Consider the following 21,395-nt stretch of genomic DNA (forward strand, 5'->3'; position numbering starts at 1 on the left):
GTCACGTGTGTCCGTCGCCGATCACCGCAGGTCAGACGTGTCAGCGGACGGTAGGCGTTCCGCGTGCTGACACGGGACCGGCGCCGGGCCTACACAGCGCCGGCGCCGCGCGCACCGGCCGCCTGCACGGTGCCCACCGCTCGCCGACAGGAAGAGGCGGTGCCGGCCGAGGACGAGTGCGGTGCCGGACGCGGGTCGGCGGGCCGCGGCGGCGGTGCGCGGAGTCAGCGACCGATCCGCCGGGCTGGATCTCCTTGGGCGAGGACATGAAGATCCTGTTGAACCCCTGGGCCGGAACCCCGGCGACCATACGACGGACCAGGAAGCTCTCCACGTAGCCGAGCGCCCGGATGAGCTCGTCGGTGTCGGTGTGCCCCCGGTCGCGCAGCACCATCAGGTGCAGCGCCAGCGGGCGGTAGATCTTGTTCCCCCAGGATTCGAGGCGGGCGAGGGGACCTCGGCCAGCTCGGGGTCGTTTTCGAAGGCGGGATCGAGGACGCGCTGGAGCAGCTGCCCCAGCCGCCACAGGTGCTCCACCTCGCCGCGCAGGGCGGTCTCACCGCCGGTGCCGGAGGCTCCGAGACACTTCGGGACCGAACGGCAGGCTGGCCGGTTACGGCCAATGCCCTCCACACACAGCGCCACGGACCAGGTTCTACGATCGTGGGATCGCATCCCCTTGCCCTCTGCCCATTCGTGAGGAGCTCAGCGTGGAGATTCGCCTGACCGAAGCCGTCCGGACGTTGCGTGAGGAACTGACCGAGGCGGCCGAGGAGGCCGAAGCCCACAGCCCTGCCCTCATCTTCGATGTCGGGCCCGTGGCGATGGACTTCGAGGTCCAGTTCCGACTCGACGGCAAGGCCAAGGGCAAGCTCTCCGCGTGGATCGCCTCCGGCGAGATAGAGGCCGGGGCCGGCAGGGCCCGGACCCACAGGGTGTCCTTCACCCTCACCCCCCGCCACAAGAGCACCCCCAACGGGGACGTGTTCATCACCAGCACCACTCAGGACACCGGTCCCGGCGACCGGTCCGGTCCGGTCGGCCGCTGACACCCACCCCTGGCTTGTCGACCCAGGCCGCTCCGATCCCGTTCAGGACACGCTGATGCTGACCGCCGCGCACATCACCCGTATCGCCACCCCCACCGGGACGGGATCAGGATGCGTGATCGCTTCCCACCTGCTGCTGACCTCCGCCCACGTGGTCCCGCCACCCGGTGGTGAGGTGTCGTTCTTCACCGCCACCGACGCACGCGTCCACACAGGACGGGTGACCTGGCGCGGTACCCCGGGGGGGATGGACGACGCAGCCCTGGTCGAAATCACCGACCCCGGTTGGGCGCCGCCCCCGCTACGGACGCGGTGGGGACGGCTGGTCACCAACCGTCCGGGCACGCCGTGCCACACCTGGGGCTACCCAGACCTGGTCCAACGCCAAGGCCGACCGGTGGAGACCGCTCAGCCCTCGGGGACCCTCAACCCCGGCGACCGGATGATCGGTCACCGCTACGTCATGAACATCAGCGGCCACCCGCCCCAGTGGGACCGGGACGGTTCCCCCTGGGGCGGACTCTCCGGGGCCGCTTTGATGTGTGACGACCTGGTGACGGGGGTGGTGGCTACCGACCCCGATCACCGGGCCCACGCGGCGGTGGAGGCCGTTCCGGCCTACATCCTGCACCACGACCCCGGCTTCCGAGCAGTACTCGCCGACCACGGCGTCCCCTTGGCGTTGGAGCCGGTCGAGCTCGCCCACCTGGCCCACACCGCTCGCGCACACCATCGGCCTTCGCCGGCCTCGCTGCTGGAGGCCCACCGCCAGGTGGTGGACTTCCACGGCCGCGACGAGGTGATGGGCACCCTGATCGGGTGGTGCGCAAGCGATGAGGCACTCTCCGCAGTGGTGGTGCACGGGCCCGGAGGGCAGGGCAAGACCCGCCTGGCCCACGAACTCACCTCACACCTCACCCACTCCGACACCCACGGGCAGCGGTGGGCCACCGTGTGGCTCAAGGACAACGCCACCGCCCGTGATCTGGAACCGCTCAAGGACACCGCGGCCCCCCTACTGGTAGTGGTGGACTACGCAGAGACCCGGACCGCACAGCTGGTCCCCCTGCTCCAGCTGTGCGACCGTCCCCCGGGCGCTTCCCCGGTGCGGGTGCTGTTGCTGGTGCGGACCGTGGGCGAGTGGTGGGAGCAGGTCAACACCGTCACCGGCCACCTGCTGGCCGACACCGCCCGACGACTTCCGCTGCCCCCTCTGGTCCCTCACGTGCTCGACCGCGTCCAGGAGTACCGCACCGCCTTGCACCAACTGGCCGAGGCCCTGCCGGAGGCCCGCACACCGCACCCCGCCGACTGGACCGGAGCCGCGGACGACCTGCACGATCCGGACCTGGCGGGCCCTACGTGGGACACCGTTCTGAGTGTGCACATGCGCGCCCTGGCCGACCTGCTGGACGCCACCCAGCCCACCACCGCCATTACCACCGACAGCGCGGTGGAGGGGCGGGTGCTGGCCCACGAGTACCGGTACTGGAACCACACTGCCGCCGCCCACGGCCTGGGCGGGGCCGAACTCGCGCAACCACTGCGGGACGTGCTGGCGCTGGCCTTCGTCCTCGCCCCGGCCGACACCGAGGAGGCGGACCACCTCCTGGCGGACGCGGCAGTGCTGGAAGGGCAGACCGCCGCACGCAGACACCAGATCCGCCGGTGGACCAGTGGCCTGTACCCCACAGACGGGGCGGGGCCGTGGGGACAGTTGCAGCCCGACCGGCTGCTGGAGTACTTCCTCGGACAACGTCTGGAAGCCAACCCCACCCTGTTCGATCCCCACTTGGAGGGCATCACCCCTGCGGACGCCGAACGGTTGGTGACCCTGTACACCCGCGCGGCCGCACACCCCGCCCTGCCCTCCGTGGGAGGGCATCTGACCCGGCTGTGCGCCCGCCACGTGAAGCTGCTGGGGTCAGCGGTCATCGAGGTGGCCACCCAGGTGGAAAGTCCCGGCCCGCTCATCCAAGCGCTGGAAGAGACCACAGATGCCCCCGATACCTCCGCCGAGGTCATCGAACAGCTTTCCAACGCTCTCCCGCGCTCCAGCCAACGGTTGGCCGTCTGGGCAGAGCGTCTGACCGCGCACCTGGTCGAGGTGTGTCGGGAACGAGCCGCACAGGACCCCGACGCCCACCTGCCTGACCTCGCCACATCCTTGAACAGCCAATCCAACCGCCTGGTCGACCTGGGGCGGGTCGAGGAAGCCTTGGAGGTGATCGTCGAGGCCGTCCGCATTCGCCGCGTTCTGGTGGAACAGGGTTCCGGCACCTACCTGCACGACCTCGCCACATCGTTGAACAACCAGTCCAACTGCCTGGGCGATCTCGGGCGGGTCGAGGAAGCCTTGGAGGTGATCGCCGAGGCCGTCCGCATCCACCGCACCCTGGCTGAGCAGCGCCCCGACACCTACCTGCTCAACCTCGCCACATCTCTGCACAACCAAGCCGTCCGCCTGAGTGCCCTCGATCGGACCGAGGAAGCCTTGGAGGTGATCGTCGAGGCCGTCCGCATCCACCGCACCCTGATCGAACAGCACCCCGACATCTACCTGCTCAACCTCGCCGCATACCTGCACACTCAATCCGTCCTCCTTGCTGCCCTGGGTCGGACGGAAGAAGCCTTGGAGGTGATCGTCGAGGCCGTCCGTGTTCGCCGCACCCTGGCCGAGCAGCACCCCGATGCCTATCTGCCCGACCTCGCCGGTTCCCTGCACAACCAATCCGTGGACCTCGCTGTTCTGGGTCGGACGGAAGAAGCCTTGGAGGCGATCATCGAAGCTGTTCGCATCAACCGCGCCCTGGCTGAGCAGCACCCCGACACCCATCTGTCCGACCTTGCTGAATCCCTGAACAACCAAGCCGTCCGCCTGGCCGACCTCGGGCGGGTCGAAGACGCCTTGGAGGCGATCACCGAAGCCGTTCAGCACTATCACGTCCTGGCCGAGCAGCGTCCCGACGCCTATCTGCCCGACCTTGCTGAATCCCTGAACAATCGATCCATCCACCTGGGTGTTCTGGGTCGGACGGAAGAAGCCTTGGAGGCCATCACCGAAGTTGTCCGCATCAACCGCGCCCTGGCTGAGCAGCACCCCGATACCTACCTGCCCGGTCTCGCCGGTTCCCTGCACAACCAATCCGTCGACCTGGATGCTCTGGGTCGGACCGAAGAGGCATTGGAGGCGATCACGGAAGTTGTCCGCATCCGCCGTGTCTTGGCTGAGCAGCACCCCGACACCCATCTGTCCGACCTCGCTGAATCTTTGAACAACCAAGCCGTCCGCCTGGCCGACCTCGGGCGGGTCGAAGAGGCGCTCGAAGCAGGTACCGAAGTCGTTGGCATCAACCGCACTTTGGCTGAGCAGCGTCCCGATGCCTATCTGCCCGACCTTGCTGGTTTCCTGCACAATCGATCCAACTTCCTGGCCATTCTCGGGAGGGCGGAGGAGGCGCTCGAAGCAAGCACGGAAGTCGTTCTCATCCGCCGCGGCTTGGCCGAGCAGCGTCCCGACGTCTACCTGTCCGATCTCGCTGAATCCCTGAACAATCAATCCATCCATCTCGCTGCCCTGGGTCGGGCCGAAGAGGCGGTCGAAGCGATCACCGAAGCCGTCCGCGTCAACCGCGTCTTGGCTGAGCAGAGTCCCGGCGACTACCTGCCCGACCTCGCCACATCTTTGAACAACCAATCCGTCGACCTGGGTACCCTGGGACGGGTCGAAGAGGCGCTCGAAGCGAGCACCGAAGTCGTTGGCATCAACCGCACCTTGGTTGAGCAGAGTCCCGGCGACTACCTGCCCGACCTCGCTGGTTCCCTGCACAATCGATCCAACTTCCTTGCCATTCTTTCGAGGGTGGAGGAAGCGCTCGAAGCAAGCACTGAAGCTGTTCAGTGCTACCAGATCCTGGCCGAGCAGAGTCCCGATGCCTATCTGTCCGATCTCGCTGAATCCCTGAACAATCAATCCATCCATCTCGCTGCCCTGGGTCGGGCCGAAGAGGCGCTCGAAGCGAGCACCGAAGTCGTCCGCATCCGCCGCGCCTTGGCCGAGTAGCGCCACGATGCCTACCTGCCCGACCTCGCCCAGCCACTTCAAGGACCCGGGCAAGTCGCAGCGGCGTGTGTCTCGTACAAGCCGCCGACACCGCGTCCCTCCAGGACGATGTCATGGGGGTAGTCGCCCACGGAATGCTGCGAAGGGGGTTTCTGGTGGATTGTCCGGTTCTAGATGTGCTTTCACGAACACATATTCGTCATGGTCCACAGATGCGGTCCGGCATGTTCCAGCAGCCGCAGAACACACTGTCCCCGTCGCCCCTGACCTTGTTTCATGGGCGATGACAGGGTCCTCACACCCTCGATACCACGTGACATCCGGGCCGAGCTGGAAGAACTGGTCGTAGGCGGCCTCTACGGTCCGGTCGGCGGTGACGGGCACGAGTAATCCCCCTCCCCTCCTTCGAGGGACACGTTTTCCTTGCCGGAGGCCTTCTCGGCGAGGAACGCCTGGACCTCGTTCTCGATTGCGGTGATGAACTGGTCGGCGGATTCGGGGAATGTGCTCGGGGAAGTCACAAGGCTTTTTCGGGATCGTTGGCACGCAGGGAACCAGCATTCAGGAGTAGGCCCGAGGGCGGTGCCGTTCCGGAGGTGTTCCTGTTCTGAGAGTGCGTCCGGCCTTCGGTTGTGTCGAGGGTTCTTCCTGATGGCGGCGCTTCCGGCAGAGCCGGAGGCGTTGGCGGTCGGGCAGCGTTTCGCGTGCCGAGACTGGGCGGGGGAGCGGCTTGGGTGCCGGGCCGCGGTCGCCGTCCTGACTCCGCCGAGCACGGCGAGTTCACGGTTCGCGGCCCAGCGATCGTTTGTCGGCATCCGGATCGCCTGCGCCTGGTCTCCGCCGGTCACAGGGAAGAGGGCAGATACCACCGATCACCGCAGGTCAGACGTGTCAGCGGACGGTAGGCGTTTCGCGCGCCGACACGGGACCGACGCCGCGCGCACCGGCCGTCTGCACTGTGCCCACCGCTCGCCGACAAGAAGAGGCGGCGCCGGCCGAGGACGAGTGCGGTGCCGGATGCGGGTCAGCAGGCCGCGGCGGCGGTGCGCGGCGGTCCGAGCGCGGACACCGCGGTGCGGCGGAGCCGGGAACACGGAAGAAGGGGGAACTTTTACCGCCGACAGCGGCGGCACGTTCACGACCCTTGTGCGATGATCGCACACATGAGGGAAGAGCTGAGTTGGGCGCAGATCGGCGAGCGTGTACGGGAGAGCAGGGCCGCCGCCGGACTCTCCCAGCACCTCCTCGCCGAGAGAGTCGGCTTGGAGCGCAGCATGGTGTCCAAACTGGAGAACGGTGAGCGCCGTATCGACGCCGTCGAACTCACCCGCCTTGCCCGCGCGCTCGACTATCCCCTGTCCCACTTCCTCCACCCCGCCCCCGAGGTCGTCTCCCGCAGGGCTGCCATAGCCGATGTTGGAGACATCGGGGAGAGCCGGGCCGCGCGCGATGCCTATCGGACCGAGGCGCTGCTCTCCGAGTGGCTGAGAGATGTACGCCGACTCATCGGGTTCGGAGACCTGGAACCGCGACGGATGCTCCTGTACCCCGAGCAGGTGCGGGGCGCGCAAGAGGCGCGCCGGTCGGCCCTGTGGCTGCGCGACCGGTTGAATCTGGGCACGGGTCCCATCGAGTCCGTCTCCGCCGTGTGCGAGCAGGCGGGTCAGTTCACCGCCGTCGTCCCCCTGCCCTCGGACGGAGCCTCTCTGGTGGACGGAGATGTCGCGGTGGCCGTGGTCAACAAGGAGCAGGCGCCCGGCCGGAGGCGCAGTACCGCCGCGCACGAGCTCGGGCACATGGTCCTGGGGGACGAGTTCTCCAGCGACCTCGGTGTACACGCCTCACGGGAGGACCGGGAGAAGGTGGTGGAGGCGTTCGCGGCCGAGTTCCTCCTGCCGACCTCGGAGATGGGGTCGGCCGTCGAGCAGCACGGCGAGAAGTCCCGGCGCCGTGAGCTGGTCCGGCTGTCGGCGACCTACCGCGTCTCGTGGGGTCTGGCGGTGACCCAGCTCCGGCGCACCGGAGAGGTCGAGTCGGAGGAGGTGCGCAGGCTGCGGACCCGTACGCCGACGGACGTCGAGTTCAAGGACGCCCTGGGGTGGAAACCCCAGCCCGACCTCGCCTCCATACGGGTTCCCCCGGGTTACGCCTCCGCGGTGGTGATGGCGATGGAGACCGATAAGATCACTCCCCACCGGGCAGTGGAGATGCTGCGCGGCCAGGTCTCGCTCGCAGCCCTCACCGAGGAAGCAACGGATTGACTCCTCCCCCCGCGGTCCCGGTCCCACTGCTGTTCGACGCCTCCCCGCCGTGACGTGCCGTATGGGAAAGCGGAGCCACGACCCGGGTACCGAGCGCGCGGAGGAACCCCCTGGCCCGTGGCGGGGGCCGGTCACACCGCAGCGCGCTTCGCCCCCTCCCGGAACACGCGGCCGAACACCAGGGGCGCCGTCAGGAGCAGGGCCCCTCCGGCGACGAACGGCACGTGGAGCCCGAACCCTCCCAACAGGCCGCCGGTGAAGACCCCCAGGAGGACGGAGGCCTGGGCGAGGAGCATGCGGGCCATGGACGCCCGCCCCAGGATCGGCATCGGCGTCACCGCCTGGAGGATGGAGGCGGCGCTCACGGAGATCGTCGTCGCCGCCAGGCCGAACACACCGAGTGCGAGGGCTCCCACGACGACGTCGGGGAAGAGTCCCATGGTCAGCAGGACCCCGCCCCCGAGGATGTGGGCGACGATGAGTAGGGGGCCGTGGCCGCACCACCGCCCCAACGGGGCGCACAGGAACGAGGCCGCGAGCGCGCCCACCGCGGACAGCATCGTGTAGACCCCGAACAGTGCTTCCGGTACGTCGAGGGTCCGGGTCACGTAGAGCACCAGGATGGCCGACACCCCGCCGGTGGCGAACCCGGAGAAGGCGGCGGCCACGGCGAACCCCCGTTGGACGCGGTCGTCCCTGACGAACCGGAGCCCGTCCAGCGCCTCACGGGTCAGCGAGGCGCGAGGTGTGTCCGGGGCCCGCTCGTCCTCGTCCCTTCCCTCCCCGCCGAGGGAACGGGCCGCGGCGGCCGCGGAGAGCAGGAACAGCGCCCCCACCAGGTAGGCCCCCGCGTTGAACAGCAGGGCGGTCCCCGTGGAGAGGGCGAACAGCAGGCCCGCGATCGGGCCGCCGAGGAAGTCCGAGGCCACCACACGCGTCCCCTGCAGGCGGCTGTTGGCCCTGATCAGGAGGTTTCGCGCGACCAGCGCGGGGAGCAGCGCCCGGGCCGAGCCGTCGTGGAAGACCTCGCAGACCGCCAGGGCGAGGACGAAGAGGCACAGTCCCCAGACGGGGACCGGACCGAACCAGGAGACCACCGCCAGCACCCCGAGCAGCACGCAGCGCAGGAGGTTGCCGACGACCATGGCGCGGCGCTTGTCGATCCGGTCGATCAGCGCCCCGGCGTGGAGGCCGAACAGCAGCCACGGGGTGTAGGCCGCCACGGTCAGCATCGAGACCGCGAGGGGGTCGGAGGTCAGGGCGGCGGCCATGAGCGGGAAGAGGGTCAGGAGGACGCCGTCGCCGAGATTGGCCGACGTGTGTCCGACCCAGAAGCGGTGGAAGGCTCCCCCCAGCCCCACCGCCGGCGGATCGCCCCTGGCCTGCGAGGAGTCGATGTCCATGCGCTTACCCGAACCTGGCCTTCCGGGAGCCCTCCAGACTCATCGGCGGGTGGGAGAGGACCGCGTCCCCGTTGGCGTCCACGGCGGGGACGCCGGCGGAGAGGACGTACAGCGCGGTCTCCCGGACCCCGTCGACGCCCAGCAGCTCCTCCACGGCCGAGTCGTTGAAGGCCGCGGTCTGGAAGGGGCCCAGCCCCAGCGCCGTCGCCGTCAGGACGAAGGTCTGGCCGAGGTGCCCCGAGTTCATCAGCATGACCCTGTAGGCGCGAGGGTGCCGGTACTTGAAGCTCAGGCGTGGGACGACCGCGGTCAGGACCACGGAGAAGGGCGCTTCGCCCACCCCCGACTGCGAGTCGCACGCACGGGTCAGGCTGTCCCGGAACTCGCCCTCCCTGAGCAGTTCCAGGGAGTGCTCCCGGACGTTGTAGTGGTAGATCCCCGGAGCTATCCCGGCTACGCCGGTGACGACCGTGTACGCCTCCAGTTCGTGGCGGGCGCCGCCGGCGGGGCTGGTGCGCAGCATGAGGGCGCCGAACTGCTGGGCGTCGATGAAGTCCTTCACCCCGAAGGTCATCGCCATGAGGGTCGAGAAGACCTCCCGTCCGAGAGGCGCGTCGGCGAAGTCCCGATGGGTCCTCCTCCGGTAGAGGACCTCCCGGTAGGAGCGGCCGGGATCTTCCTGGTACCGGGGGAGGAAAATCCTGTCCGCGTCCTTGTACTCCTTGAACAGGGGAGGCGACGGGTCCTTGGTGAGCTCCTCACGGATCTCGTCGGTGCTCTCCGTGAAAGGGGCGTCCCTGGTGGAGAAGTGGAACGAGAGGCCCTCCCTTCCCCAGGGCGCCCAGGCGTCGAACCCCTCTGTGCCGATTCCGGCCCCGTCCTGCTCCTCGGATTCGAGGAAACCGAGGGTTGAAAGGGAGGAGGCCGCACTGTCCAGGACGTCCTCGTCCAACCCCAGCTCCTGTGCGACATCAGAAACGGACCGCAGCTCGGAAAAGCTGTGGAGAACGCTCGCGGTGATTGGATCGGTGCTGATTTTCGCCTTGGTCAGAGGGTTCTTGATGAAGAAACCGGATGCGTCCCAGAAGCATTCGAGGTGTTTTGCCGACCTGTACTTCACAGTGGTGCTCCCTGTAAAAGGAGGAGGTCGGCCCCGCCAGGGGGCCGACCTCCTCGGGCCGCGTGCTAGCTGGGGCTGAACTGGATGATGATGGTCAGCTCTTCGACGGGCTCGATCTTGATCATGGCCTTCTCCTTAGCTGTTGGAACCGGGTTCCAACTGGGGGATTTCCGCGGTCAAGCCACGGAACCTGTACGTCGGGCGACGTACAGAGCCTTGGGGTGTCTTCCGTCGTCCAGGCCGTCCTCCAGAGCCCCTCCGTGGAAACCGCGGACGGAGACGAACTCCAGGCCGGCGGAGGCGATGCTTGCGAGGATCCGCTCGTGCGTCAGGTGACGCAGCCGGTGCCGTGTGACGGAACGCTCCCACAGGTCGCCCGCCACCCGGGCGAAGGAGTCCACCTCGAGGTCGATGGCCTCGCCGGGGGAGAAGTCGGCCGGTGCCAGCGGTGAGAAGGAGATGAACCCGTCGTCGGACCTGCGGATGTTGGGGGCCTGGGAGAGCACGCGGAAGGACAGTTCGGTGTTCACTTCCACGATCAGAAGGCCGGCGGGAACCAGCACCCGCGCAGCCTCGGCGAAGGCTGCGTCCAACTCCTCGTCGTCGGAGAGGTAGTGGAACACCTCGCCCGCGGAGATCGCGGCATCGAATTGCGCATCAGGGATGGGGAGGTCGGTCAACCCTCCTACGAGAAAATCGATCCCCCGCATCTCCTCTTTGTCCTTGGCTGCCGCCACCATCGCGGGAGAGAGGTCGACCCCGGTGACCCTGTATCCGCTCTTCTGGAGTTCCACAGAGCTGTTGCCGGTGCCGCAACCGAGGTCGACCAGTCGTTCTCCTGGGGTGCTGAATTCTTTCAGGAGATCGCTGAAAAGGTTCATCCAACGGTGGTAGTCGGAAGTTCTCGAGGTCGCGTCGTATTGACTGGCAAGCCCTTCGTAGGCTTCCAGGGGAGACGCCGAGGGGGGATGAGTGGAAATCTTCGGCCTCCAAATTCAACCCTGAGGTTATTGGGTAAAAATTATGGTAGGGCCCGTCTTCGGTCAAGGGGGTGGCCACATACGGACAGCGGCGGAACGGCGGTGCATCCACACTGGTGATATTCGGTGAAGGGTCATGTGGCCGAGTTTTTCCAATGAAATGGGGGCTGGTGTAGGCGGGAATGAGACGCTATGGGGCGGTCCTGAGCCCGGACAATTATGAAGATCCCGATAGGCCATGTCCCATGACAGGATCGCCCCCTGAACCGGTGGCTCCGCGTCGGTCCCGGTTCTGCCGTGCCCGAGGTCCCCCGCCACGCGGTCGAGCTCCTCGGCCGACACCTCCATGGTTGTGGCCGCGTCGTCGGCGTCGACACCGGGCCCGAGCCGCGCACAGTGCGCCGACACAGGGCCCACACCGTGCCCACCGGTCGCCTGCTCAGTGGTCACCGCTCGCCCACCACACCAGCACGAACAGGCAGAACTGGCCGAAGGCGAGCGGGAGGCCGAGTGCGGCGGCGCACAGCAGTGCCTTGAACCGGGTGGCCCAGCCCCTGACGAGTGCGAGGAGCCCCAGGGCCAGGGTCCCGTCCAGGAGGAGGGAGCCGGGGTGGACCGCTTTTCCTCCGCTGTCCACCTGCGCCTGGACGCTCACCCACAGGAAGACCGCCAACAGACCGAGGGGGAGGCCGACCGCGAACACCGTGACGGTGGTGGAGCGTGAGTGGAACCTGTTTCCCGCGAACCCCAGAAGCGCACCCATGGCGAGACCGAGGGGCACCCAGGCCCTGTATTCCAGCAGGTTGTAGTCGTCGACGGTCAGATGGGCGGTGGCCAGGTGTCCGAGAACGGCGGACAGGTACGCGAGCGAACCGGCGGCGGTGGCCGCCCACGGGCGGACCGCCGACCAGCCGAGCAGCACGGGCGGGGCGACGTAGAGTCCGACCGACCACTCCAGGAAGGGGAGTCCGTCGGAGCTGAGGCCGTCGACGAGCACGGCGAGTGCTCCACAGGCGAGGCCCACTGCCGCTGACAGGGCCAGGAGCAGTGCGAGGCGGCGGTCCAGGAAGAGCCGGACGGCGGAGGGGGGATCCGCCGGAGGGCTGTTCCTCCCAAGGGTCCGTCCGGTCGGGGACATGGGCGTGGAGGGGGTGGGGTCCGTGCTCATCGCCCCAGGAGAGCACACGGGTGCGGTGACGATCCGGGTGCACGGCGGTTCGGAGGCCCGTCTCCTCGACCGCGCACATGCTCTGCCCTGCCGTTCGCGTCAGGAGGGCCGTCGGTGGCTCGGAGGAGCCGGAGGGGCAGCGGACGGGCGGTCGCCCCGGGCCCCATCGGGGCCGACACGCCACGCGCGGGCCCTACCCGCGCCCCCACCTGCGGGAACCTACAGTCGGTGGCAGTCCGGCAGGTGGCTGACAGGTGTGCCGAGGGGCCGGGACAGGGGGAACGCGTGGCCTGTGACAGGAGCGACCAGGAGCGGGCCTACGCGCTGCTCGACCTGGGGGACGAGATCGTCCACGCCCGGGCGCTGCAGATCGCCGCCGAACTGGGCATCGCCGACCTCCTGGCTTCGGGGCCCCGCTCGTCCGAGGACCTGGCGGAGCACACGGACTCCGACCCCGGGGCCCTCCACCGCATGATGCGGCTGCTGGCCTCCCGCGGCCTCTTCCACGAGACCGGGCCCGGTGTCTTCGAGCTGACGGAGACGGGCGGCCCGCTCCGCTCCGACCACCCGGCGTCCGTGCGTTCCGTCCTGGCGCTGGCGGGAACGGTGGCGCCCCTGGTCCTGGGGGGAGTCCGGCACAGCCTGAGCACCGGCGAGGCCACCTTCCCCGTGGTCGCGGGGGAGCACATCTACGACTACATGGCGCACCACCCCGAACACGGTCGCCTGTTCGACGAGGCGATGCGGGAACTGACCCGGATAGCGGTGCCCGCAGTGCTCGACGCCTACGACTTCGCGGGCGCCTCCCGCATCGTCGACGTCGGGGGCGGCTCAGGGGCCCTGCTGAGCGCGGTCCTGCACCGCGAGCCCGGCGCGAGCGGGGTCGTCTTCGACACCCCCGGTGTCGCGGAGTCCGCCCGGGAGAGGATCCGGGACGAGGGTTTGGCGGACCGGTGTTCGGTGGTCGGCGGGGACTTCTTCCGCGAGGTGCCGCCGGGCGGCGACCTCTACGTGCTGAAGTGGGTCCTGCACAACTGGTCCGACGAGCGCGCGACCGCCATCCTGCGCAGCTGCCGGAGGGCCATGGGCGAGGACGCGAAACTCCTCCTCATCGAGTCGGTGCTGCCCTCGGACGGCGCCCCCCACCCCGGGAAGGCCATGGACCTGTCCATGCTCGTCCTCTCCGGCGGTCGGGAACGCACAGATGAGCAGTTCGCCGAACTGCTGGCCGGGGCGGACCTGGAACTCCGACGCGTCGTCCCGACCTCTTCGCCGCACAGCCTCGTCGAGGCCGTGCCCCGCTGAACCGCTCCTGTCGCGCCCCGCCTCCCACCGGGGAGGACAGAGGCCGGGGTTCAGTGTCCTTCACCGAGCCAGACCGGGGTGATGTCCACCGTGTGGAACCGCCAGGCCGTGCCCACACGCCGGTAGGTGTTGTCGTACCGGCCGCCGACCGACCACCAGTCCGTGGGGTCGTCCGCGCTGCGCAGGTGGACGGCGTGCATGGAGGAGCGGGACGTGGCGCGGTCGCCGTCGACCTCCACCCGGTGGTTGGCGCTCAGGTGGTGGGTCCGGTGGTAGTGCCCCAGGTCGGCCTCCACGTACTCGGCCAGGCCGGCGCGGCCGCGGTGCTCCCTCCCCGGCATGCGGAGGACCCCGTCCTCGGTGAACAGCGCCGCGTATCCGGTGAAGTCCCGGTCGTCGAGGCGGCGGACGAACTCGGCCAGCAGGTCGCAGATGTCGGCGCGGTCGAACAGCGAGCGCAGGCGCGCGGTCTCCTCGTGCACGGTTCCTCCCCGAGTCCGTTGCGGCGGCGCGGTTCACGTGCCCTGGAGCAGGGCGGTGTACAGGGTCAGGCCGGGGCCGAAGGTCATGGCGACCCCGTGCTTCCCGGGAGCCAGGGGGGTGGTGTCCTGGAGCTCGGCCATGACGAGTGGGAGTCCGGCGGAGGAGCAGTTCCCGTACTCCTGGAGGACGTGCCGTGAGGCCCGGGTCGCCGCGGGGCCGAGGGAGAGGCTCTCCTCGGCGGCTTCGATGATGCGCCGGCCGCCGGGGTGGACCGCCCACCAGTCGACGTCCCCGGGGGTCAGCCCGTGCGGGGAGAGCAGATCGGCGACCAGGCCGGGCAGGCAGGTGGCGATCAGGTCGGGGATGGCCGTGGAGAGCCCCATCCTGAACCCCTGGTCCCCCACCTCCCAGGTCATGTGCTCCTCGTGCCCGTGGTCGGTGTGGGAGGCCAGGTCCAGCACGAGCGGCGCGGGGTGGTCCGGGGGCCGGCCCGCGTCCCCCTCGACGACCAGGGCCACGGCCGCGTCGCCGAACAGGGAGTTGATGACGAACTGCTCCACGTCCCACGGCGGGGGTTGGAGGTGCAGCGAGGACAGTTCGAGGCTGAGGAGCACCGCGGGTTCCGGGTGGCAGCTCGCGAAGTCGACGCACGCGGCCAGGCCGGGAAGCGCGGCGAAGCATCCCATGTGGCCGACCACGAGCCTCCGGGTGGAGGGGCGCATCCCCAGGTCGCGGAGCAGCCGGGAGTCGACCCCGGGGGTGCCGTAGCCGGTAGAGGAGACGAGGCACAGCAGGCCGACCTCTTCCGACGGGACCCCTGCCCGGTCGAGCGCTTCCCCGACCGCTTCCGTCGCCAGGGGCAGTCCCTCGTCCTGGAACCGGCGCATCCGGGTGGACGTGGACCAGCGTGAGCCGTCCTCGACGCGGGGGTCGATCACCAGATGGCGTTTGCGGATCCCCGAACCCGCCAGGATCCTGCGCAGAAGCCGCTCCCCGGGTTGATCGGCGGGCAGCAGACCGGGCAGCTCCGCCTGGTCCAGGGCAGCGGGCGGAAGGGCCGTACCGATACTGCTGATCTGCACCGCTTCCATGTCGAAGCCTCCTCGCCGCACCGGTGGACGCCGTACCGCCGTGTCCGCCGGGTACCCGCCGCTCGCCCCGGTCGGGGAATGTGCCCCAGTTCCTCCCTTTTGTGTACTTCTCTACCCAGAATCACGGTGTGCCCCCTGGTCAGGGCCGGGACACGCTTTCTTCCACGACAGCCTCCGCTGTGTCGCCGGTCGTGCCCACCGGTGTTCCGATCCGTGTGGACCCGGGTATGGACGGACGAGCGTTCCCAAACCCCCACCGGGTGCGCGGTGTCGGTGGGATGTGGTTGTCTCACCCCATGGGTGTTGAGATCGAGCGGTTTCTGCGGTTGGTGCGAGCTCTTCCGGGGTGCGAGCACACGGAGTCGGAGCGGTACACGACGTTCCGCGTGCGCGGCAAGCCGTTCGGCTACCTGTGGCCGGACACCGCCACCGTGGGGCTGAAGCAGACCCTGCTGGAGCAGACCGCGCTCGTGGCCGAGCGGCCGGAGGTGTTCGAGGTGCAGTTCACGGCGGGCGGGTTCGGCTGGGTGGTCGTCCACCTGGAAGGGATCGACCTGGACGAGCTCAGCGAGCTCACCCTGGAGGCCTGGTACCTGACCGCGCCCGAGGAGCTGCTCACCGGTCCGCCGACCCCGGCGGCCCTGGTCGAGGCCTGACCCGGAGCGCGGGCAGTCCCCGAGCGGCCCCGGGCCGACCCGCGCCCGGCCGGGCGGGTTCCTGCCAGGGCGGTGCCCGGTCCACCGACTCGGGTAGGGCGTCGCCGATGGATCCCATGCGCGCACTCCGGACCGCCATGAACAAGCACGGAGCGGTTTCGGTCGTCGACGGTCTGACCGGGGGCCGTGTACATGCTCCCGAGGGCGACATTCAGGTGACACGGGTGCCAGTACGGAGTCACCCGCCAGCTGGTACCGCGTTCCGCCGTGACCCCGGACAGTGGGAACGGCCTGCCCTTCCCCGGCAGGCCGTCGACCCTCGGAGGCCCGGTGGCGCACACCCCGTCCTGTGGAAACGCTCGAGGCGAGAGGTGCCAGTGCTCCGGATGCGGCGGCAGCCTGCACGGCTGGCCCGGTTTCCTCGCGATGGTCGACAGTCCCCCTGATGTGCGGGTACGGCGACGCGAGGGGGACGAGCAGAACTGGTACACGGCGGTGGGGTTCGACGAACGGACCAGGCGTGCGCACCTGGCCTCGCCGACTCCGGAGATGCTGAGATACGCCGTCGAGGTCGGCAGGGGAGACCTCGTCGAGTACCTCGCCAGGCATCCGCGCACAGCGAGGAGGGTCGGGGAGCTGGGCGGACTCCTCGCCACGAAGGCCTTCGCCGAGATCAGGGGCGAAGCGGGGCGCCGTTCCGCGCAGCACCCGGACATGGCACGGATCGCCGCGGTGCTCCCCGGTCATTTCTGGTGCTCGCTGCTCGCCGTGCTCGTCGGCGTGGCAGACCGTGTGGACCAGGTGGTCGACAAGGTTCCGGCCCAGGCCAGGGATCTCCTGGAAGAGGAACCGCCGCCGGAATGGGGCACGGTTCAGGAACTCGTCGCCGACACCGCGCTGGAGGCGGTGTGGGAATGCGCCACCGGCCTCTTCGCGCTGTGGCACCCGGCGCAGCTCTTCCTGGTCATGCGTGTCCTGGCGGTCTTCATCTGCCCGGCCCCGGCAAGGCACCCGGACGTCGCACGCCTGTGCCTGCTCCCCCTGGGACGGGGCATCCTCCAGGACGCGGCCACCCGCATGCTCCAGCAGAGCCTCGGCCCGGTCTAGGCCCCTGCTCGTCCCTTCCGACCCGACGGCACTCGCCGGGCAGAGAACAGTTCTCGCTCCCGCCGCCACCCGGGCTTTCACCCTTCCACGTGCCCTCCGTGGAATTCTCCTTCCTGGTGGCCGAGGGCGTGATGGCAGGGGTTATTGCTTCAGGAGTGCTTGCTGTCGGCCGAGCCCGAGCGCACCGGTTCCCTCGGACAGCCCGGCCGAGGAAGTCCGAACGGTTTCGAAATATTTCGAAAAAACGGGCCTGAGTCCCGGCTCAGCGTGCCGTCAAATCGTGGGATGATCCGGATTTCGCCTTCTGTGGCCGCTTGAACTGGGCCTTTGGCGATCCATGGTGCGCATTAGTTTACGAAACATTTCGGAAACCATTGACAACCCCGAGGAGGCGGACGAATACTGCCGGTCACGGCAATCCGCCGTTCCCCCAGCGCCGTACGGCACCGACGTGCGGTGACCGCCCCCGGTCGCCGTCATCCCCACCGGGTCGTGCCGCGCCGCCCGGCTCCGCGCCGGCCTCACGAAGAGGAGAGCGACCATGACCGACAACCCCGTCCGCCCGTTCGACCGCAGGAGATTCATCGGCATAGGCGGCGCCGGCGCCCTGGCGGTGGCGGCGCCCGGGCTGATGGCCGGACCCGCCCTGGCCCGGACGACCATCACCGAGAACCAGACCGGCACCCACAACGGGTTCTACTACTCCTTCTGGACCGACGGCGGCGGGTCGGTCTCCATGACGCTGGGCTCCGGCGGCAGCTACAGCACCTCGTGGAGGAACACGGGCAACTTCGTCTGCGGCAAGGGCTGGGGCAACGGCAGCCGCAGGAACGTGAACTACTCGGGCAGCTTCAACCCGTCCGGCAACGGCTACCTGTGCCTGTACGGGTGGACGTCGAACCCGCTGGTGGAGTACTACGTCGTCGACAACTACGGGAACTACCGGCCCACGGGCGAGTACCGGGGCACGGTCAACACCGACGGCGGCACGTACGACCTCTACCGCACGATGCGCTACAACGCCCCCTCCGTCGAGGGCATCCGGACGTTCCCGCAGTACTGGAGCGTGCGGCAGTCCAGGAGGACGGGCGGGACCATCACCAGCGGCAACCACTTCGACGCGTGGAACCGCGCGGGGATGGGGCTGGGCGCCTTCAACTACTACATGATCCTCGCGACGGAGGGGTACCAGAGCAGCGGGAACTCCAACCTCGCGGTCAGCGGCTGAGCGGCCGGTCCGCAGGGGCGGGACCGCACGGCAGGCGCTCCCGGGGGACGGCCCGCCCCGGATCCCGCTGAACGCCGAGCCCCCGCACCCCTGCCCCTGTGACACCGCCCCTCGCGACGGTGGCGCGGCGGACCGCGGCCGCCGCGCCACACCGCGGACACCCGCCTCCGGGCGGCGGGGAGGGGCTCAGCCCGCCGCGCCGCCCAGGAGGTTCTTCTGGATCTTGCCCATCGCGTTGCGGGGGAGCGTGTCCACCACCCGCACCTCGCGCGGGCGCTTGTGCACCGACAGCTGGGCGGCGACGTGGTCGATGACGGCCCCGGGGTCGACGCCGTCCCCCACCAGGTAGGCGACGATCCGCTGGCCGAGGTCGTCGTCCGCCTCGCCCACCACGGCCGCCTCGCGCACCGAGGGGTGGCCGAGCAGCGCGGACTCGACCTCTCCGGCGCCCACCCGGTAGCCGCCGGTCTTGATCATGTCGACCGACATGCGCCCCACCACCCGGTGCCAGCCGTCCCGGTCGGTCACCGCGGCGTCGCCGGTGCGGAACCAGCCGTCGTCGGTCCACGCCGCGGCGGTGGCCTCCGGCAGGCCGAGGTAGCTGTCGAACAGGGTGGCGCCCCGGACCTGGAGCTCGCCGACGGCCTCCCCGTCCGGGGCGACCTCCTCGCCGTGCTCGCCGCGCAGCCGCGACTCCACGCCGGGCAGCGCCGTCCCCACCCAGCCGGTGCGGCGGGGCGCGTCGGCGCGCGCGGCCAGGGTGATCAGGGTCTCGGTCATCCCGTACCGCTCCACGGGGCTGTGGCCGCAGGCGGCCCGCAGGCCCTCGGCCACCGGGTCGGGGAGCGCCGCGCTCCCGGACACGAGCAGCCGCGCACCGGCCATGGCGCGGGCGGAGTCCGGGTCGCGGACGATTCTCGACCACACGGTCGGCACCCCGAAGAACAGGGTTCCGCGCCCCTTGCCCCCCGCACCGCTCCCCGCGGGCGCCGCCGGGCCCGCGCGGTCCCCGCGCGCCGCTGCGGCGTAGGCCGCGGGGGTGGGGCGGACGGTGTGCAGCAGGGAGCTGCCCACGCGCAGGGCCCCCAGCACGCCCAGGACCAGGCCGTGCACGTGGAACAGCGGGAGCCCGTGGACCAGGACGTCCTCGGAGGTCCAGTCCCAGGCGTCGGCGAGCGCGTCCACGTCGGCGGCGACGGCCCGCCGCGACAGGACGGCGCCCTTGGGCCGGCCGGTGGTCCCGGAGGTGTACATGATCAGGGCTGCGGCCCCGGGCGGGGGCTCGGGGGCCGTGAACGGGGTGCGCTCGGCCGGGTCGACCGGCACCACCGGGAGGTCGATCCCCTCCTGCGGGGCGCCCAGCCACAGGGCGGCCCCGGAGTCGCGCACGATGTGGCGGCGTTCGGCGGTGCCCGCGTCCGCGGGCACGGGGACCACGGGGACCCCGGCGAGCAGGCCGCCGACGACCGCGACGACCGTGGACAGGGAGGCCTCCCCGTGGACGGCGACGGCCCCGGCCCCGGAGATCCGGCGGGCCACGGCGCCCGCCGCGGCCCACAGCTCCCCGCGGTCGAGTCCCGCCTCACCGACCCGCACCGCGGACCCCTCGCCTGCACTGGGGTTCAGCAGCATGCCCCGCTCCCGTCCGTCGCTTCCGATCCGGTCGCGAGCCAGTACACCACAGGCCGCCGGCCGCCACCGCCCCGGAGGGGACCACGCGGACTCCCCGTGAGGGGGCGGTGCGCGCACGGTCCCGACCGCCGACCGCGGTGTGCTCCCCAAAAGCGTGGCCGCCCTCACCGCGCCGGAGGCGAGCACGTGTCGGGCGAGGCGGAGGGGCACTTCTAGCATGGAACCCATGAACGAACTCTCACCCGAGCAGACCGGGCGGATCATCGCCCTGGCCATGGACCTCGCCCGGGAGGGCGGGACGCAGGAGCTCATGGAGTTCCTCGACCACGGCCTGCCCGTGGACACGCAGGACGAGCAGGGCAACAGCCTGGTGATGCTCGCCGCCTACCACGGCCACGAGGGGACGGTCAGGTCCCTCGTCAACCGCGGCGCCGACGTGGACCTGCGCAACGGCAAGGACCAGACGCCGGTGGCCGGGGCGCTGTTCAAGGGGGAGGAGGGTGTGGTCGCGGCGCTCGTCGAGGCCGGGGCCGACCTCGACGCGGGCACGCCGAGCGCCCGTGCCGCCGCCGAGATGTTCGGCCGCACCGACCTGCTGCCCTGATCCGGGACGGCCGCTGCCCCTGACCTGCGCCCGCGAGGGCCCCGCTCCGGGCCCCGGTCCGCGGACTCCCTCCCCGGGAGCCTCGGACCGGGGCCCTTCCGATGGGCGCGACCGGGACAGCGGGGGAGACGCGGCCCACTCCTCGGCGGGCACACGCGGTGCCGGTGCCGGCGAAGGCTTTTTCCTTCGCCCCGTGTGCCACGAGGGGGTCATTGATCGCCGGGGACCTAACGTGGCCCTGCGGGGGCCGCCCGGGGGCCGGATCCCGCCGGCGCCTGCGGGAACGGCGGTGCCGGCGTACGGGCGGGCCGAGGACATCCGTGGTCCGGAGGGGCCGGACACCCAGCAGGGGAAAGGTGCGACGACATGGCGGGACCGATTCTCATCACCGGCGCGGGCAGCGGCTTCGGCAAGGAGGTCGCGCTGCGGCTCGCCGAGGCCGGGCACGAGGTGATCGCGGGCGTGGAGATCATCGCCCAGGTCGGCGTCCTGCGCGCCGAGGCCCGGGAACGGGGGGTCGGAATGCGGGTCGAGAAGCTCGACGTGACCGACCCCGGCGACCGGGAGAAGGCCTGGACCTGGAACGTGGAGGTCCTCCTCAACAACGCCGGTGTCTCCGAAGGCGGCGCCACGGCCGACATCCCCGAGGAGCGGCTTCGCCGCCAGTTCGAGGTGAACGTCTTCGGCCCCGTCCTGCTCACCCAGGGCATCGCCCGGCAGATGGCGGCCCGCCGCGGCGGGCGCATCGTGTTCATGTCCTCGGTCGCCGGACTCACCGTCGACCCGTTCACCGGTGCCTACGCGGGCTCCAAGCACGCGGTGGAGGCGTTCGCCGACGCGCTGGACCAGGAACTCGCGGAGTTCGGTGTCACGGTGGCGACGATCAACCCGGGCCCCTTCCTCACCGGGTTCAACGACACCATGTTCGAGACGTGGAAGGAGTGGCGCGACGACCCGGCCGACCGCCTCTACGACTACGCCGAACTCGCCTTCCCGCACGAGCAGTACGACCCCGAGCCGGTCTACCGGCGGACCGTCGAGGTGCTGCTGGGCGAGGACCGCCGCTACCGTCACCTGCTCCCCGCGGAGATGGAGCCGCAGGTCCGCGCACAGGTCGACGCCCAGTGGGGCCGGCGGCTCAACGACGGACGCCGCCCCGACCTGGTGCGGAAGGCGTACGACATCGCCCCCGGCACACCGGTCGAAGCCTGACCCTGCCACTGCGGCGCGCACGGGGACGGCGCC

General features: G+C 70.1%; 17 protein-coding genes. 9 read left to right on the forward strand and 8 right to left on the reverse strand.

All coding sequences use genetic code 11. From position 1 onward, the window contains the following. Window positions 1-393: 393 nt before the first annotated feature. Complete coding sequence (locus tag ABZ234_RS06280) at window positions 394-645, reverse strand: hypothetical protein (protein WP_355011231.1); 252 nt, start codon at window positions 643-645, stop codon at window positions 394-396. Window positions 646-710: 65 nt separating this feature from the next. On the opposite strand from ABZ234_RS06280, the gene ABZ234_RS06285 reads away from it, so the two are divergent. The 3 genes from ABZ234_RS06285 (at window position 711) to ABZ234_RS06295 (ending at window position 7,373) form a co-directional block, all read left to right on the forward strand. Beyond that, on the forward strand, window positions 711-1,049 hold the full coding sequence (locus tag ABZ234_RS06285) for a trypco2 family protein (protein ID WP_355011232.1): 339 nt from the start codon (window positions 711-713) through the stop codon (window positions 1,047-1,049). A gap of 55 nt (window positions 1,050-1,104) precedes the next feature. Then, window positions 1,105-5,112, forward strand: a complete 4,008-nt coding sequence (locus tag ABZ234_RS06290) for a tetratricopeptide repeat protein (protein WP_355011233.1) — start codon at window positions 1,105-1,107, stop codon at window positions 5,110-5,112. A 1,163-nt stretch (window positions 5,113-6,275) separates the two neighbouring features. Next, window positions 6,276-7,373 carry an XRE family transcriptional regulator gene (locus ABZ234_RS06295; RefSeq protein WP_355011234.1) on the forward strand — a complete coding sequence of 366 codons (1,098 nt, stop codon included), beginning with the start codon at window positions 6,276-6,278 and terminating at the stop codon, window positions 7,371-7,373. Between the two features lie 131 nt (window positions 7,374-7,504). On the opposite strand, the gene ABZ234_RS06300 is transcribed toward ABZ234_RS06295, so the two are convergent. The 4 genes from ABZ234_RS06300 to ABZ234_RS06315 form a co-directional block, all read right to left on the reverse strand. Next, window positions 7,505-8,776 (reverse strand): MFS transporter, encoded by a 1,272-nt coding sequence (locus tag ABZ234_RS06300; RefSeq protein ID WP_355011235.1) that lies wholly within the window; start codon window positions 8,774-8,776, stop codon window positions 7,505-7,507. 4 nt (window positions 8,777-8,780) lie between these two features. Continuing rightward, window positions 8,781-9,728 carry a SagB/ThcOx family dehydrogenase gene (locus ABZ234_RS06305; RefSeq protein WP_355011236.1) on the reverse strand — a complete coding sequence of 316 codons (948 nt, stop codon included), beginning with the start codon at window positions 9,726-9,728 and terminating at the stop codon, window positions 8,781-8,783. A 344-nt stretch (window positions 9,729-10,072) separates the two neighbouring features. Further along, the gene (locus ABZ234_RS06310; RefSeq protein WP_355011237.1) at window positions 10,073-10,777 is read right to left on the reverse strand and encodes a class I SAM-dependent methyltransferase; all 705 of its coding nucleotides are present in this window, start codon (window positions 10,775-10,777) and stop codon (window positions 10,073-10,075) included. A 538-nt stretch (window positions 10,778-11,315) separates the two neighbouring features. Further along, window positions 11,316-12,044 carry a DUF6518 family protein gene (locus tag ABZ234_RS06315; protein ID WP_355011238.1) on the reverse strand — a complete coding sequence of 243 codons (729 nt, stop codon included), beginning with the start codon at window positions 12,042-12,044 and terminating at the stop codon, window positions 11,316-11,318. Window positions 12,045-12,329: 285 nt separating this feature from the next. Here ABZ234_RS06315 and ABZ234_RS06320 point away from each other — a divergent pair, with 285 nt between their 5' ends. Continuing rightward, complete coding sequence (locus tag ABZ234_RS06320) at window positions 12,330-13,349, forward strand: methyltransferase (protein WP_355011239.1); 1,020 nt, start codon at window positions 12,330-12,332, stop codon at window positions 13,347-13,349. Window positions 13,350-13,399: 50 nt separating this feature from the next. On the opposite strand, the gene ABZ234_RS06325 is transcribed toward ABZ234_RS06320, so the two are convergent. Then, window positions 13,400-13,831, reverse strand: a complete 432-nt coding sequence (locus ABZ234_RS06325) for a nuclear transport factor 2 family protein (RefSeq protein WP_355011240.1) — start codon at window positions 13,829-13,831, stop codon at window positions 13,400-13,402. Between the two features lie 33 nt (window positions 13,832-13,864). After that, window positions 13,865-14,923 (reverse strand): type III polyketide synthase, encoded by a 1,059-nt coding sequence (locus tag ABZ234_RS06330; protein ID WP_355011241.1) that lies wholly within the window; start codon window positions 14,921-14,923, stop codon window positions 13,865-13,867. 296 nt (window positions 14,924-15,219) lie between these two features. Here ABZ234_RS06330 and ABZ234_RS06335 point away from each other — a divergent pair, with 296 nt between their 5' ends. The 3 genes from ABZ234_RS06335 (at window position 15,220) to ABZ234_RS06345 (ending at window position 17,914) form a co-directional block, all read left to right on the forward strand. Continuing rightward, window positions 15,220-15,579 carry an MmcQ/YjbR family DNA-binding protein gene (locus ABZ234_RS06335; RefSeq protein WP_355011242.1) on the forward strand — a complete coding sequence of 120 codons (360 nt, stop codon included), beginning with the start codon at window positions 15,220-15,222 and terminating at the stop codon, window positions 15,577-15,579. Window positions 15,580-16,005: 426 nt separating this feature from the next. Further along, a complete protein-coding gene (locus ABZ234_RS06340) occupies window positions 16,006-16,686 on the forward strand; it encodes a hypothetical protein (protein ID WP_355011243.1) in 681 nt (226 codons plus the stop codon). 541 nt (window positions 16,687-17,227) lie between these two features. Next, window positions 17,228-17,914 carry a glycoside hydrolase family 11 protein gene (locus ABZ234_RS06345; RefSeq protein WP_330156240.1) on the forward strand — a complete coding sequence of 229 codons (687 nt, stop codon included), beginning with the start codon at window positions 17,228-17,230 and terminating at the stop codon, window positions 17,912-17,914. 186 nt (window positions 17,915-18,100) lie between these two features. On the opposite strand, the gene ABZ234_RS06350 is transcribed toward ABZ234_RS06345, so the two are convergent. Continuing rightward, window positions 18,101-19,546 (reverse strand): acyl-CoA synthetase, encoded by a 1,446-nt coding sequence (locus ABZ234_RS06350; RefSeq protein WP_355011244.1) that lies wholly within the window; start codon window positions 19,544-19,546, stop codon window positions 18,101-18,103. 226 nt (window positions 19,547-19,772) lie between these two features. On the opposite strand from ABZ234_RS06350, the gene ABZ234_RS06355 reads away from it, so the two are divergent. Both ABZ234_RS06355 and ABZ234_RS06360 read left to right on the forward strand, forming a co-directional pair. Next, a complete protein-coding gene (locus ABZ234_RS06355) occupies window positions 19,773-20,150 on the forward strand; it encodes an ankyrin repeat domain-containing protein (RefSeq protein WP_267949317.1) in 378 nt (125 codons plus the stop codon). A gap of 366 nt (window positions 20,151-20,516) precedes the next feature. Next, entirely contained in the window at window positions 20,517-21,362 is an 846-nt protein-coding gene (locus ABZ234_RS06360; RefSeq protein ID WP_355011245.1) for an SDR family oxidoreductase, read from the forward strand. Window positions 21,363-21,395: the final 33 nt, after the last annotated feature.

Origin of the sequence: Nocardiopsis sp. NPDC006198 (assembly GCF_040613895.1) — a bacterium.
GTDB lineage: Bacteria > Actinomycetota > Actinomycetes > Streptosporangiales > Streptosporangiaceae > Nocardiopsis > Nocardiopsis tropica.

Coding starts and splice junctions, on each gene's coding strand:
- ABZ234_RS06300 (WP_355011235.1), bottom strand. CDS start 8,776: ATGGACATCGACTCCTCGCAGGCCAGGGGCGATCCGCCGGCGGTGGGG.
- ABZ234_RS06355 (WP_267949317.1), top strand. CDS start 19,773: ATGAACGAACTCTCACCCGAGCAGACCGGGCGGATCATCGCCCTGGCC.
- ABZ234_RS06315 (WP_355011238.1), bottom strand. CDS start 12,044: ATGAGCACGGACCCCACCCCCTCCACGCCCATGTCCCCGACCGGACGG.
- ABZ234_RS06350 (WP_355011244.1), bottom strand. CDS start 19,546: ATGCTGCTGAACCCCAGTGCAGGCGAGGGGTCCGCGGTGCGGGTCGGT.
- ABZ234_RS06360 (WP_355011245.1), top strand. CDS start 20,517: ATGGCGGGACCGATTCTCATCACCGGCGCGGGCAGCGGCTTCGGCAAG.
- ABZ234_RS06295 (WP_355011234.1), top strand. CDS start 6,276: ATGAGGGAAGAGCTGAGTTGGGCGCAGATCGGCGAGCGTGTACGGGAG.
- ABZ234_RS06290 (WP_355011233.1), top strand. CDS start 1,105: ATGCTGACCGCCGCGCACATCACCCGTATCGCCACCCCCACCGGGACG.
- ABZ234_RS06330 (WP_355011241.1), bottom strand. CDS start 14,923: ATGGAAGCGGTGCAGATCAGCAGTATCGGTACGGCCCTTCCGCCCGCT.
- ABZ234_RS06310 (WP_355011237.1), bottom strand. CDS start 10,777: ATGAACCTTTTCAGCGATCTCCTGAAAGAATTCAGCACCCCAGGAGAA.
- ABZ234_RS06340 (WP_355011243.1), top strand. CDS start 16,006: ATGGTCGACAGTCCCCCTGATGTGCGGGTACGGCGACGCGAGGGGGAC.
- ABZ234_RS06345 (WP_330156240.1), top strand. CDS start 17,228: ATGACCGACAACCCCGTCCGCCCGTTCGACCGCAGGAGATTCATCGGC.
- ABZ234_RS06335 (WP_355011242.1), top strand. CDS start 15,220: ATGGGTGTTGAGATCGAGCGGTTTCTGCGGTTGGTGCGAGCTCTTCCG.